The 10,821-nt window shown below is 65.2% G+C and carries 21 protein-coding genes; 19 read left to right on the forward strand and 2 right to left on the reverse strand.

The features are described 5' to 3' along the window. Positions 1–314 precede the first annotated feature (314 nt). Positions 315–1,181 carry a hypothetical protein gene (locus HF999_RS14230; RefSeq protein ID WP_168546517.1) on the forward strand — a complete coding sequence of 289 codons (867 nt, stop codon included), beginning with the start codon at positions 315–317 and terminating at the stop codon, positions 1,179–1,181. Between the two features lie 55 nt (positions 1,182–1,236). After that, on the forward strand, positions 1,237–1,908 hold the full coding sequence (locus tag HF999_RS14235) for a recombinase family protein (RefSeq protein WP_425580078.1): 672 nt from the start codon (positions 1,237–1,239) through the stop codon (positions 1,906–1,908). Positions 1,909–1,915: 7 nt separating this feature from the next. Here HF999_RS14235 and HF999_RS14240 read toward each other — a convergent pair whose 3' ends face one another. After that, the gene (locus HF999_RS14240; RefSeq protein ID WP_168546518.1) at positions 1,916–2,425 is read right to left on the reverse strand and encodes a hypothetical protein; all 510 of its coding nucleotides are present in this window, start codon (positions 2,423–2,425) and stop codon (positions 1,916–1,918) included. A gap of 78 nt (positions 2,426–2,503) precedes the next feature. Between HF999_RS14240 and HF999_RS14245 the strand changes: the two genes are divergently transcribed. From HF999_RS14245 to HF999_RS14280, 8 genes are all read left to right on the forward strand, one after another. Beyond that, positions 2,504–2,707: a hypothetical protein gene (locus tag HF999_RS14245; RefSeq protein WP_168546519.1), complete on the forward strand. Its 204-nt coding sequence runs from the start codon at positions 2,504–2,506 to the stop codon at positions 2,705–2,707. 502 nt (positions 2,708–3,209) lie between these two features. Then, positions 3,210–3,566 carry a hypothetical protein gene (locus HF999_RS14250; RefSeq protein ID WP_168546520.1) on the forward strand — a complete coding sequence of 119 codons (357 nt, stop codon included), beginning with the start codon at positions 3,210–3,212 and terminating at the stop codon, positions 3,564–3,566. Positions 3,567–3,587: 21 nt separating this feature from the next. Further along, positions 3,588–3,878 (forward strand): hypothetical protein, encoded by a 291-nt coding sequence (locus HF999_RS14255; RefSeq protein WP_168546521.1) that lies wholly within the window; start codon positions 3,588–3,590, stop codon positions 3,876–3,878. A gap of 248 nt (positions 3,879–4,126) precedes the next feature. Continuing rightward, positions 4,127–4,399 carry a hypothetical protein gene (locus HF999_RS14260; RefSeq protein ID WP_168546522.1) on the forward strand — a complete coding sequence of 91 codons (273 nt, stop codon included), beginning with the start codon at positions 4,127–4,129 and terminating at the stop codon, positions 4,397–4,399. A 22-nt stretch (positions 4,400–4,421) separates the two neighbouring features. After that, positions 4,422–4,760 (forward strand): hypothetical protein, encoded by a 339-nt coding sequence (locus HF999_RS14265; protein WP_168546523.1) that lies wholly within the window; start codon positions 4,422–4,424, stop codon positions 4,758–4,760. Positions 4,761–4,803: 43 nt separating this feature from the next. Further along, complete coding sequence (locus HF999_RS14270) at positions 4,804–5,268, forward strand: hypothetical protein (RefSeq protein WP_168546524.1); 465 nt, start codon at positions 4,804–4,806, stop codon at positions 5,266–5,268. Between the two features lie 37 nt (positions 5,269–5,305). Further along, on the forward strand, positions 5,306–5,584 hold the full coding sequence (locus HF999_RS14275) for a hypothetical protein (protein ID WP_168546525.1): 279 nt from the start codon (positions 5,306–5,308) through the stop codon (positions 5,582–5,584). A gap of 35 nt (positions 5,585–5,619) precedes the next feature. Beyond that, a complete protein-coding gene (locus tag HF999_RS14280) occupies positions 5,620–5,997 on the forward strand; it encodes a hypothetical protein (protein ID WP_168546526.1) in 378 nt (125 codons plus the stop codon). 292 nt (positions 5,998–6,289) lie between these two features. Here HF999_RS14280 and HF999_RS14285 read toward each other — a convergent pair whose 3' ends face one another. Then, complete coding sequence (locus HF999_RS14285) at positions 6,290–6,859, reverse strand: hypothetical protein (protein WP_168546527.1); 570 nt, start codon at positions 6,857–6,859, stop codon at positions 6,290–6,292. Between the two features lie 86 nt (positions 6,860–6,945). Between HF999_RS14285 and HF999_RS14290 the strand changes: the two genes are divergently transcribed. The 9 genes from HF999_RS14290 to HF999_RS14330 all read left to right on the forward strand — a co-directional run bounded on the left by HF999_RS14290 (position 6,946) and on the right by HF999_RS14330 (position 10,719). After that, complete coding sequence (locus HF999_RS14290; RefSeq protein ID WP_168546528.1) at positions 6,946–7,164, forward strand: hypothetical protein; 219 nt, start codon at positions 6,946–6,948, stop codon at positions 7,162–7,164. Between the two features lie 47 nt (positions 7,165–7,211). Further along, positions 7,212–7,469 (forward strand): hypothetical protein, encoded by a 258-nt coding sequence (locus HF999_RS14295; protein WP_168546529.1) that lies wholly within the window; start codon positions 7,212–7,214, stop codon positions 7,467–7,469. 2 nt (positions 7,470–7,471) lie between these two features. Next, positions 7,472–7,951: a hypothetical protein gene (locus tag HF999_RS14300; protein WP_168546530.1), complete on the forward strand. Its 480-nt coding sequence runs from the start codon at positions 7,472–7,474 to the stop codon at positions 7,949–7,951. Beyond that, positions 7,948–8,229: a hypothetical protein gene (locus tag HF999_RS14305; RefSeq protein WP_168546531.1), complete on the forward strand. Its 282-nt coding sequence runs from the start codon at positions 7,948–7,950 to the stop codon at positions 8,227–8,229. The genes HF999_RS14300 and HF999_RS14305 overlap by 4 nt, the downstream gene beginning before the upstream one ends. A 32-nt stretch (positions 8,230–8,261) precedes the next feature. After that, entirely contained in the window at positions 8,262–8,519 is a 258-nt protein-coding gene (locus HF999_RS14310) for a hypothetical protein (RefSeq protein WP_168546532.1), read from the forward strand. A gap of 48 nt (positions 8,520–8,567) precedes the next feature. Continuing rightward, positions 8,568–8,984 (forward strand): hypothetical protein, encoded by a 417-nt coding sequence (locus HF999_RS14315; protein WP_168546533.1) that lies wholly within the window; start codon positions 8,568–8,570, stop codon positions 8,982–8,984. A 64-nt stretch (positions 8,985–9,048) separates the two neighbouring features. Beyond that, positions 9,049–9,666, forward strand: coding sequence for a hypothetical protein (locus HF999_RS14320; RefSeq protein WP_168546534.1), 618 nt, complete (start codon positions 9,049–9,051; stop codon positions 9,664–9,666). Positions 9,667–10,162: 496 nt separating this feature from the next. After that, a complete protein-coding gene (locus HF999_RS14325) occupies positions 10,163–10,450 on the forward strand; it encodes a transposase (protein WP_168546535.1) in 288 nt (95 codons plus the stop codon). Then, positions 10,447–10,719 carry an IS3 family transposase gene (locus tag HF999_RS14330; RefSeq protein WP_168546536.1) on the forward strand — a complete coding sequence of 91 codons (273 nt, stop codon included), beginning with the start codon at positions 10,447–10,449 and terminating at the stop codon, positions 10,717–10,719. The genes HF999_RS14325 and HF999_RS14330 overlap by 4 nt, the downstream gene beginning before the upstream one ends. Positions 10,720–10,821 lie beyond the last annotated feature (102 nt).

Consider the following 10,821-nt stretch of genomic DNA (forward strand, 5'->3'; position numbering starts at 1 on the left):
CCGAAGCCGGCCGATTCGACCCAGACGTCCGTGTGAGCCCTGAACTCGACGATCGGATAGTGAACGCGATCAGAGCAGTACGAAAGCCCCGGGAAACGATCCAGGTCGACGCACGGGGCGGCCCGCCAGGCGGGACCGAACGATGACGTTGCACGACAAGGGGATTTGACACGATTTCGCCGTTTGAGTATTCTCGATTGTGAGCAAGGCATCGGCCCGACCAACACCAGGTCCAGCTGATCTGGCCCCCGGGTATTCTGCGGAAGTCGGGGGTTGCTCTATATTTGGGGCCAGGCGGGAGTGAAGTCGGGGACGTGGTAACCGAACGGCTCCGCGAGCGATACCGCTCCACCACCGGCCCGGTTGCGTTCCTTGATGAGAGTTACCAACTCGATCCGAGTGAGCCCGAGGGGCTGTACTACATCATGACGGCCACGGTGGTGGCCCGGAACGTCATGGACCGACTCCGCACCGATCTCGATCGGACCGCCGGGCATCGGCTTTGGCACACCACCGAGGCCCTGCTTCAGGGCTCCGCCGGCCACAAGGCCACCCTGGCGATGCTCCGCGTCGTCGCCGCGACTCCCAACGTGACGTTCCTGGTACACCACCAGAAGGTCACCCCTGACGCTACCGGCGGCTGGAACGACGGCGGCCAGGCCAGGGAGGAGTGCTTCCGCGGGCTCGCCGCCAGGCTGTCCAGGCAGGTCCTGCCCACCACGCCTGATCCGGTCAACCTGATGGTGCTCGACAAGCGCAAGTACCAGAACCAGCAGCGGTTCGACGAGCAGATCGTCAAGCGGATCCGCGCCACGAAGATCGGCCACCGGAACCTACAGCTGGTCCAGGCGCAGCCGTCGGAGGAACCGCTGCTGTACCTGCCGGACCTGGTGGCCGCTGCATACCGACGCGGTGCGATCACCCACACCAACAACCACACGGACGCCGCGCTGCTGAACACAATCCGGACGAAGGTGGGACTGGTCTCCCCTCGAGCCCAGGACGGCGCCCGAATGATGACCGACGACCAGATGCGCGCCCTGCGGCGCGTCATCGACGCCACCTCCGCCTCGTTCCGGCCCCGCCCGGCCGCCAGCCGAGTGCTCCCGCCGCCGGACGCGCGACCCTACCGTCCAGACCCCGGTCTCCCCGGCCGAGGCCGAGACGGCCTCGGCCGATAGACGCCCCCGTTGAACCAGACGCCACAACGAATCTCGCCGTAGCACAATGCCCCTGGTGACGATTCTGGTTTCATTGTCTGGAAACAAGATTCCGGCAAAGGTGCCTTTGCCGAGGCACCGGATCGGCGGGGCCATGGACGGCATGTTGATCGGCTACGCGCGGTGCTCGACGCGCGGCCAAGACCTCCGCGCCCAGGAGCACGAGCTGCGCAAGGCTGGCGTCGCGCCGGAGCGGATCTACACCGATTCCGGGTTCACTGGACGCAACACCAATCGGCCCGGCTTGAAGACGGCCCTGGAGGTAGTGCGTGAGGGCGATACGTTGATCGTGACGAAGCTCGATCGCCTTGGGCGGTCGATCCTCGACCTGCACAACATCGCGAGTGAACTCACAGAGAAGGGCGTGAAGCTCTCGTGGGGCGGCACCACGTACAACCCGCTCGACCCCGCCGGGAAGCTGTTCTTCGCGATGCTGGCGGCGTTCGCCGAGTTTGAGTCGGACCTGATTCGAGCGAGAACCCGCGAGGGCTTGGCCGAGGCAAGGCGGCAGGGCCGCATCCCAGGACGACCGTCGACGCTGACTGCCTTGCAGCAGAAGCGGCTCTACGACGACTACGAGTCAGGGAAGTACACCGTCGCGCAGTTGATGGAGCTGTACCCGCTTAAGCGAGCAGCGATGTACGCGACGATTGAGCGTGAGCGTGATCGCCGCGTACATCGGCCATAGGGCTCACCTACTGGCTGTCGATGGCGCCCTGGACGTCCGCCTCAATTCGGGACGCTTCGGTGCTCAGAAGGTCCAGCAGCACGTCGAAATCGGCGTCCGTGCGGGACTGCCGCCAGGTGTTCGCGGCGTCGAGCGAGTCGTCGAGGTCGGGCCACTCCCAATCCGCACCGTCGGTGCGGCGGTTGCCGATGGTGTACTCGGCCTCGGTGACGAACTCGTCGACGATGTCCTCGGGGTTGGCGCGGGATGCCTTCAGGCGCGCGATGTACTCGCGGACCGAGGCGGCGTCGGTGAGCAGGTTCGGCTCGCTGTTCACGTGGTGGTGCCCTTCCTCAAGGAGTCGGTAGATGGTTGGGCGGCTGACGCCGGAGGCGCGTTCGACCGCGGCCTTGTCGGTGGTGAATGGCAGTCTGCGGATCACCGCGTAGATCTGATCGCGGACCGCGTCGGCGGCGTGTTGGTGCTCGCGCCGCAGACTGCGGAGCTGGTTGAGGTGTGCTTCGGCGTGTTGATCCACACCCAGAAGTGTAAAGCGGTTGACACGCAACAGCAAGCGGCGTAAAGTGATTTACAGAACTGCGGAGAGGAGTCAGTCATGAAGATCAAGTTCACCGAGTCGCGCAAGGGCTACCACGTCGCGGACACCGACGCCGACCTGTACCTGGGCCAGGTCGTCCAACACAGCACGTGGCAGACGCGCAACAAGCGGGACCGCGTCTACTGGACGGCACTGGTGGGTGCACTCGGCCCGGCCGATGAAGGGCGAGCGCGGCCAGCTGCTCACGTTCGACACACGTAAGGCGGCCGTCGCCGCGCTCATTGCGCACGAACCCGCCGCAAAACCATCAACGACTGCCTGATGATCGAAAGGATGGTGGTTGCGGGGCCTGCCGAGGTTCGCCTGAGTTGCTGCCGACCTCTCTCCCCGCCCTGTGGGATAGGCCCTCGGAGGCCCCAGAGCCACCGTCCGTCAAACGAGGGAGACCGAGATGAGTGATCGGAAGACAGCGCACCTGGCTGGCACCCCGCGGCCGGGACGGCTTCCCGCTCGCGCCCGGGGCCGCGTGCTACCTGCTCGACCCGCCGCACGCCGGCGTCAAGGTGGTCACAATCGGCAGGATCGATCCGGTCGGCACCCGCGGGAAGTCGATGCCCACGCAGATGTGGTCCGCGACACGGCGCGCCTGTTCCGAGTGCAGGAATCGGGCACCCCGCTGCGACTCACGCCGCCTTGCTCGCGCAGCTCGGTTACGAGATCGTGCGCTGATCCGGCGTCCAGAAACCGAAAGGGAGGCTGCTGCATGGAACAGATTCAGGTGGATGAGTCCGTCGCTAAGCTGGGATTCGTTCGCGTGTGCGAGCATCACTGTCCGATTGGCTGGTACGAAGCGAAGCTGGAAGGCTTCGGTGCGAAGCCGATCGAGACTCTCATCCGAGTCGCGGAACGCCTCGGCAAGGTGTGGGGAGGAACCGGCGCCGACAACTACCGGCACGAACTGGTACTGCTCGGGGCCGACGGCGATATGGGCTCGGACGCGCAGATTCCCGGTGAATCGTGGGACTGGTGGGTTCAGGCCGCCGACCTCCGTTTGTCCCTTGTCGACGACTGCTACGGCTGCCCGACCTGCTCCATCGAGCTGGTCACCGCGGTCCGGTAACCGAAGCTAAGGAGAGCGCTCGTGCTCACGTTCACCGCAACCGACACCATCCCCGCAGGCGCGGTCAGGCCCGGGCACGTCATCGACGCGCGGGAGATCTTCGCGCAGTGGCCCGCCGCCGCGCCGATCCTGTCGCCGCTCAACGCGCTCGGCGAGGACGACCCGGTCGCCGCCCTGCGGTTCCTGACCGTCACGGCCGTCCGAACCGACGGGCCGGACGTCGTGGTGCTCGAGTACCACGACAACGGCAGCGCCGGCGACTTCGGCGTGATGAGTGACCAGCCGGTCCGCATCTTCGCCGCGGCGGAATAGTCCACGAATCGAAGAGCTGAGGAGCCATGACCAGGAGTGAGCAGACCCGAGAGCGTCGACGCGCAGAGGCGGCGGCGTACGCCTGGATGGATCGCCCACACACAGTGAGGGTGGCCAAGGGAGACTCGACTCTATGCAGGTGCGGCCGCTATGGGGGCGACACTCGCGGCGGTATCCATCTCACCGAGGCACCGGAATAGGTTGGAGGAAACATGCCCAGCACCAAAGCTGATCCTGACGAGGGTTCGATGGCGCCCTCACCGAGTGCGCTGACCGACGCCGAACTCGATGCGTTGCCGGAGTACATCTTCGATGACCGGCGCTCGATCCTGTGGGAACTGCTCGACGACGGCCGTTACGGGATGCGGGCGGCCGATCCGATCGCGTACGACCCCGAGATGACGAGGAGCTTGCACGAGCTGCGCTCCACCATCGGCAGCATCCTGCTCCCACTGCGGGTCGACAAACGCCCTCGAGATCGGGAGACCAGCCGCCTCGTCGACCCCGACAACGACCAGTAGCCGCCACCGAAGGAGTTGCCCGATGAGTGATCTGACAAGCGAAGACCTGCACTTGCTCCGAGCGATCGAGGGCCTTATGTACGACACACAGGAGCCCTCGAAGGACCCTTGGAAACCGAACTCTGCATCGTTTCGCTACGCCGCTGACGTGCTGCACGCACTGATCGGCGAGGTGGAGGCGAAGACCCCTGAAGCGGACGTTATCGAGGCACTGCGGTGGGAGGCTGACCGTGCCGACGCTGACGCTGCCATCCGAATCAGGTACCCGCATCTGAGCCCGGCTGAGCAGGCACCGATGGCGGAGCAGTTGCTTGGTGAGCTGACCGCCCGACGGCACGCGGCGGTGTCTGACGATGAGTGATCCGGCGTCCGCAAATCGAACATCTGAAGGAAGGAGTGAGAGAGTGAAACCCGATCTGATCCCCACGCCCGTTCTCGATCGAATTGAGCACCTGGTCGAGTACGGCGATGTCTACATTCCCGGTTTCGACCGAAACGCCAAATGGTCACAAGGGGGTTCGTGCAGCTTCCTCTCACCGGCCCCTATCTATCGACTCCATGGGACCTCAACCCAGTACCTGATCGGCGTGTACACCGACCGGCTATGGACGCTGGTCAACCTGAACTATCTTGCCTGCGATCCCTACTGCGACGATCCGATCTGCGTAAGAGTTCGCGAGCAGGCGGTACAGCAGTGGAAGGGAGTACCAGCCGGCGGCACCCTGTTCGCAGTCACGGACGTCGACCCGCAGACCGATGCCCTCCCCAACCCGGTGCCCTACTACGTGCACATCGACGATGCGCAACGCGTGGACCGGAACGGGCTTGCTACGCCGATCGAGGTCAACCTGTTCGGCAACGTCCACTAATCGAACGCTGTCAGACCCACAAGGAACGGATGCGAACATGGGGAAAACTGCTGTAGATCTGCACGACGAGGTTGTGGACCTGCTCGACGTCCTACAGGGAACCCGTCGCCGACTGACCGAGATCAAGCACGAGTTCGCGCGGCTCGATCCGAACAAGCTTGAGGTCGACGAGCTAGGGGACGCGACGACAGCATCCGCGGCGATGCGAGCGGCCCGGGCGGGCCTGAGCGACACCGATCGCGCCCTGACGCTCGCCCAAGAGGCCGTCTACGAGGCGATGCGCCACACAAGCCGCTTGCGCCACACCCCGTCCTGAGATCGAATTCGCGAAACCGAAAGCGAGACAGCAGAATGACAGCATTGAAGATTGAAGACATAGCGGAGTTCAAGGTGGGCGCCTTGCCCACCAAAGCCCGCATCCAGGTGTGGGACGTTACGGCCCGGGAAGCTGTGGACTCATTCGTCGTGCTGGTCGTTGGATCGGGCGGTCAAGGTGCAACGTTCGGCGGCGACGAGTTCATGCAGACTGTTCAGGCCAGGTGGCCCGGAGCGGTAGTTCTGTCGCAGCTTCCGCCAGGGAGTCCAAACAGCTATCTGCCGCGATCGGATAGCGGCGCCGCAGCTGGTGACTACCACTATCGCGTTCTCGGCATGTCGGGTCCATTCCGGCACCCGGCTGTACAACAGGCGCTCGTGGACACCATTCTCTTTCGTGGGGTCGAATTGTAGGCTCGGTCCCGGATAACGAAGGAGGGCTACATGATCGCTATTGCTCAGGCCGTCGGACCGCCGCTGCTGCTCGTGATGTTGTTCGGGAGCCTGCTCAGCGGGCTCTGGATCGCTCATCGCTCATGAACAGGTACGAGGAGCGCAACATGCTCGTCCGAATCAGGGCCGCGACAACGTACGCAGTCGCGCTTACGCCAGGCGCACGCCGACGCCACTAAACCGAACCGTCGTTGTCGAACCCCTGGCACGACCTGACACAAATGAACCCCCGCTTGTGCCGCGTAGTGAACGGCTAAAAGCAAAGAAGGACAGCGCAAATGAGAAACTTCCAGATACCTCGTGCTGCACGATCCATGGCCGCGCTCGGCATCGTCATCGTGGCCGTGACTCTTGCTGGGTGCGGCGAATCCGCAGAACAACGCCCAGTGGCAGATGAATCCACCGTCACCGGCGCGAATCCAGGGCGCGTCGTGGGAAGCGGCGGTGCCTCGCCGATCGCGAACAGTTCGTCATCGAGCGCCCAGGTGCCGGCACCGTCGGCCGCCGTTCTGCCGCCCACCCTTACCGCCGTAGAGCCTCCTGTCGTCGCTCCGGAGGGGATTCCCGCACCGACGAGCACGGCAACCGTCACCGTGACCTCCACGGCCCCGACGCCACCCGCCCCGCCGCCGGTCAACGTCCAGATCCCCCTTCCGCCGATCATCATCGTCTCGCCGCCTGCCCACACGACTACCACCACGTCCACGCCGGCCTCGCCGAAGACCACGACGAGACCGTCGACGAGCGCCTCGGCCAGTAAGACGACATCCTCCTCAGCGTCGGCGAGCACCACGTCGAAGAAGCCCGCGGCGACGACTGCCACCAGCTCACGCCCGCCGCGCTGCTGGTTGCTCTGCTGAACTCACCTACCCCAACAGTCAGAGCTATAGAGTGTCTAGAATGGTGCCGGTGAAGAAGGCGGAGAAGATCGCGGCGGTGAAGGACGCGAAGCGTGCCCACGACGAGGCCCTTGTCGTCATGGCAAACGCCACCAAGGGGCTACGCGAGGCTGTCGTCCGCGCTACCGACCCGGGCGACGAGGAACGCGCCAACCTGGCCGAACTCTCGGAAGAGACCGGCCTGTCGGTCTCCCGGCTTTCCCAGCTCAAGCGCGGCAAGAACACCTAATTCTAGACCCTCTAGATTTTTGATTCTAGAGGGTCTAGAATTGAGGTATGCCTGCTAGTAAGATCACCCGCGATACCGCCGCCGTGTTGCTCGCGCTCGACGCCGGTCGAACCCTGACCATCGCCCAGCTGGGGGAGCAGATCGAGACCCAGTACGCCTACGCGAACCGCCGCACGACCTTCGGCAGCCACGACCAGGTGCATCGACTGCTCGCCGCCGCCGGCGTCACCTCACGGCTCGATCAGATCGGCACCGGCGGCGTCCTCTACGACTTCCCCGCGGCCATCGCGGCGCAGGGGGAGTGATCATGGCCGTCAAGCCCGTAGTGCTGACCGACGACGAGAAGACCGCCCTAGCGCACACGTGGAGCCACGTCGCACAGGTCATCAGGGACCCTGTCACCGGGATCGCCCACCTGCGCACGAGCTGGGCCGGCGGAGGAGGCCACGGCTGGGCCTACAGCACCCATGAGCCCCGCGGCAAGATCACCGTCACCCGCCACGAGTTCCTCCCCGACGTCCTGACCGACTGCCCGGAGTGGTGCGACGACGAACGGTTCTCCCACACCCCCGAAGGCCGGCATATTCAGCAGTGGCGGCACGGCGAGTTGCTGTTCGAGTGCCAGGTGTCGTTCAAGCGACTCCAGGTGTGGGCCGAGCAGCTCCCGCCAGCCGCCGGCGAGGAGCTGCGGGCAGCGCCCGACACCGCCACGGCGCATGCCCTCACGTGCGCCCTGATCAACGGCGACCACCCCGCCCTCCCCGGACAGCAGGGGATGCTCTGGTGACCGCCAGCGCCGCCAACAACCAGCAAGGAGACCCCACCGTGCAGACCTACCGAGCGATCTACCGCGGCGGCAGCTACCTCGACGTGCCCGCCTCGAGTGCCGCGACTGCGGCCGAGACCGCCTTCGACCGCACTGCGGCCCGCACCGGCGGAGAACCCGTCGTCGCCGTCATCGACCTGGACGTGCTCGACGGCGGAGACGCCTACCAGCTCCTCGCCCACATCTTCGCCGACGCCGACGACGGTGCCCTTGGACGCGACTACCGCGTCCAGGAGTGAACTTGTCAGTGCGATAGGGGAGCATGGAGACCATGACCAAGGTAGCCACACCCAAACGGTGGATCCTCGACCACTGGGCGATCAACGGCGCCCTCGCCGTAATCTGGGCGGCGAACGTCGTGTTCGCTCTCACCGTCATGCCTCAGCACGTGATCGTCCGCGGCATGGTTGCCGCGGCCAGCATCTTCCTCGTGGTCTTGCAGGTGCGCCGCGCCCGCAAGGACTGGCAAGCGGCAACGATCATTCGCAACCAGCGCCCGCGCGGCCCGGAACTCGAGCAGATCCCCTGACCCACCGGGCCTTCACCTGGCCCCCGCACCGAACGAGAGGCGCCGGTCATGACCGAATTCGATTCGAAGCTCACACAGGCGTTGCGCGCCCGCCCGGCACTCGAGGCCGGCGACCCCCGCATCGAGGCCTACATCGTCGAGCTGCTCAAACACTCTGAACTGATCAACCTCGTCGACCAGGTCCTCCAAGCGTTCCCCGTCGACAGCGCCACCGACTTCCAGGTGGACATGCGGTACTTCTTCCTCGTGGACATCGCGCACACGTACCGGCTCGACAACGCTGCCCGCCCGCCGATCCCCGGCCGGCCCTGGCGCAACGCCTTCGTGCGCCTGACCAACATGTTTGCCTCACCAGGGCGCGACAGCGACGTCGACCTGGTCCTCGCGGCCGCCGTCGAAGAGCTGCTCCGCGGCGACGCGCAGCCGCGGCTCGCGCAGAGCATCCTCAAGCGCAACGGGCTCTGACCGCACCCTGTACCAGCGCCCGAAAACTGGTCCGCGTCGAGGCCTCCCCAGTCGATACAATGGTGTGCAGCGGGAATCGCCGCCACGCAACGACTCTCAGGAGCGCGCCATGAACCAAGTCCTGATCGACCGCGGAATCCGCGCGGGCAGCGCGGAATTCGTCACCCTCCGTGATGAGGACGTCGACCCGTTCTTGGCGCCGCGGCTCGCGGTAACCATGCGCCTGACCGTCGGCGCCGCGACCCGCGAACTGACCCTCTTCGCCTACGGCAAGTACGTCTTCTCCGTCGCCGCCGGCAACGACTTCCTCTTCATCGACGCCCACCGCCCCAACGTCGTGCGCAGCGCGCCATGCGAACTGGTGTTCAAGGCTGAAGACGACCGGACTCAGGCGCTGTCGCTCACCCGCCGCCGGGATCTTCCTCGTGACGATCGCGATCAACTGCTCTGCAACCTCGTCTACACGGACCTGGGCAACCTCCAGCGCATCCTCACCCCGCACGTGCGGGCGGACGCGCCGGCGTCGGTGCCGCTGAGCCCGGCGATGGCCGCCTACTTCCAGCGGGCGACCCACCGTATCGACGAGGTCCTCGACGTCGAGTGGTCCGCTGGACTGCTCCGGATGTCCGGGGAAGGGCTGTTCAGCCAGTGGATCACCCCGTACCTGCTTAACCAGGTCTAGAACGAAACCCGGCCCGCTCCCCCGATGTGGCAGGGGAGCGGGCCGAACTGTTTATCTGTACCGGAACAGTTGGTGTCTCAGACTGTCTCGGTAGGTGTGATGTTCTGCCGCAGCATTGTTCGTTACAGAGTTATCTGTAGTGCCTAGGACGATGGACTTGGGGCGAGATGGACTCGGCGTTGTCTACTCGCAGTCGTCGGGAAGCTCCCACAAGTCCAAGTCCCCGCCAGGCGCGGGGTGTTCGCCTCGAGTCGCGCGGTGCGCCGCGCGCTGCTGCGCGAACCAGGCTTCGACCCAGGGTGGAAGGACGGTCACTCCGTCGTAGAAGTCGTCACTGCTGATCATGGAATTGGGTGTACCTGGCGTTGGTCGGATCCGGCGGACGGTGTGCCGCTGTTTACGCGGTGCATTGAGATCCGCAAGGAGAACGGAGCTTGACCCGGTTCTCCGGACACCTGATCTGTAGCGTTCTTGCTGCAGGAGAGGAGTTCGTGTCATGCCGAAAGCTAAGCCTGAGGAGTTCCGTCGCCGGGCGGTGAAATTGGCCCGGGAGGACGGTGCGTCCGTCGCGCAGGTCGCGAAGGACCTCGGGATCTCCGAGTCCGGTTTGCGCAGGTGGATGAGCATCGATGATGTCGACGCCGGCAGAAGGGAGGGCCTGAGCACCAGCGAACGGGCCGAGCTGGCCCAGTTGCGCCGCGATAAGAAGCGATTGGAGCAGGAGGTGGAGATCCTCAAACGCGCGAGCGCCTATTTCGCGCGGGAGAACATCCTCCCAAAATGATGTTCTCGCTGGTCCACGAACTGGCCGCAGACGGCATTGCCGTCGCGGTGGCCTGCGAGACGCTTGATGTATCGACGTCCGGGTACTACGACTGGCGGGACCGGCCGGCGTCGGCGCGTGATGAAGCCGATGCGCACTTGGCGGACAAGATCCGCGACATCCACGCGCAGTCCCGCAGCTGCTACGGCGCACCGCGAGTGCACGCCGATCTGCGCCTGGCCGGTGGAGAACGAACCGGCCGCAAAGGGCGTGTCAAATGGTCTGTGTAAGCCCTCCTCACGGAAGGATCACAGGGCATGACGGACTTGGTAGAGACGGTGGAGCAGGAGTTGCCTGAGGCTGCTGCGGCGACCGCGGATGGGCTGGCGGAT

The sequence above is a fragment of the Tsukamurella spumae genome, assembly GCF_012396015.1.
GTDB lineage: Bacteria > Actinomycetota > Actinomycetes > Mycobacteriales > Mycobacteriaceae > Tsukamurella > Tsukamurella spumae.

Bases quoted from the DNA above. Each gene is read 5' to 3' on its own strand.
- HF999_RS14245 (WP_168546519.1), top strand. From the start codon at position 2,504: ATGAAGATCAAGTTCACCGAGTCGCGCAAGGGCTACCACGTCGCGGAC.
- HF999_RS14250 (WP_168546520.1), top strand. From the start codon at position 3,210: ATGGAACAGATTCAGGTGGATGAGTCCGTCGCTAAGCTGGGATTCGTT.
- HF999_RS14260 (WP_168546522.1), top strand. From the start codon at position 4,127: ATGGCGCCCTCACCGAGTGCGCTGACCGACGCCGAACTCGATGCGTTG.
- HF999_RS14265 (WP_168546523.1), top strand. From the start codon at position 4,422: ATGAGTGATCTGACAAGCGAAGACCTGCACTTGCTCCGAGCGATCGAG.
- HF999_RS14275 (WP_168546525.1), top strand. From the start codon at position 5,306: ATGGGGAAAACTGCTGTAGATCTGCACGACGAGGTTGTGGACCTGCTC.
- HF999_RS14280 (WP_168546526.1), top strand. From the start codon at position 5,620: ATGACAGCATTGAAGATTGAAGACATAGCGGAGTTCAAGGTGGGCGCC.
- HF999_RS14295 (WP_168546529.1), top strand. From the start codon at position 7,212: ATGCCTGCTAGTAAGATCACCCGCGATACCGCCGCCGTGTTGCTCGCG.
- HF999_RS14300 (WP_168546530.1), top strand. From the start codon at position 7,472: ATGGCCGTCAAGCCCGTAGTGCTGACCGACGACGAGAAGACCGCCCTA.
- HF999_RS14310 (WP_168546532.1), top strand. From the start codon at position 8,262: ATGACCAAGGTAGCCACACCCAAACGGTGGATCCTCGACCACTGGGCG.
- HF999_RS14315 (WP_168546533.1), top strand. From the start codon at position 8,568: ATGACCGAATTCGATTCGAAGCTCACACAGGCGTTGCGCGCCCGCCCG.
- HF999_RS14325 (WP_168546535.1), top strand. From the start codon at position 10,163: ATGCCGAAAGCTAAGCCTGAGGAGTTCCGTCGCCGGGCGGTGAAATTG.
- HF999_RS14330 (WP_168546536.1), top strand. From the start codon at position 10,447: ATGATGTTCTCGCTGGTCCACGAACTGGCCGCAGACGGCATTGCCGTC.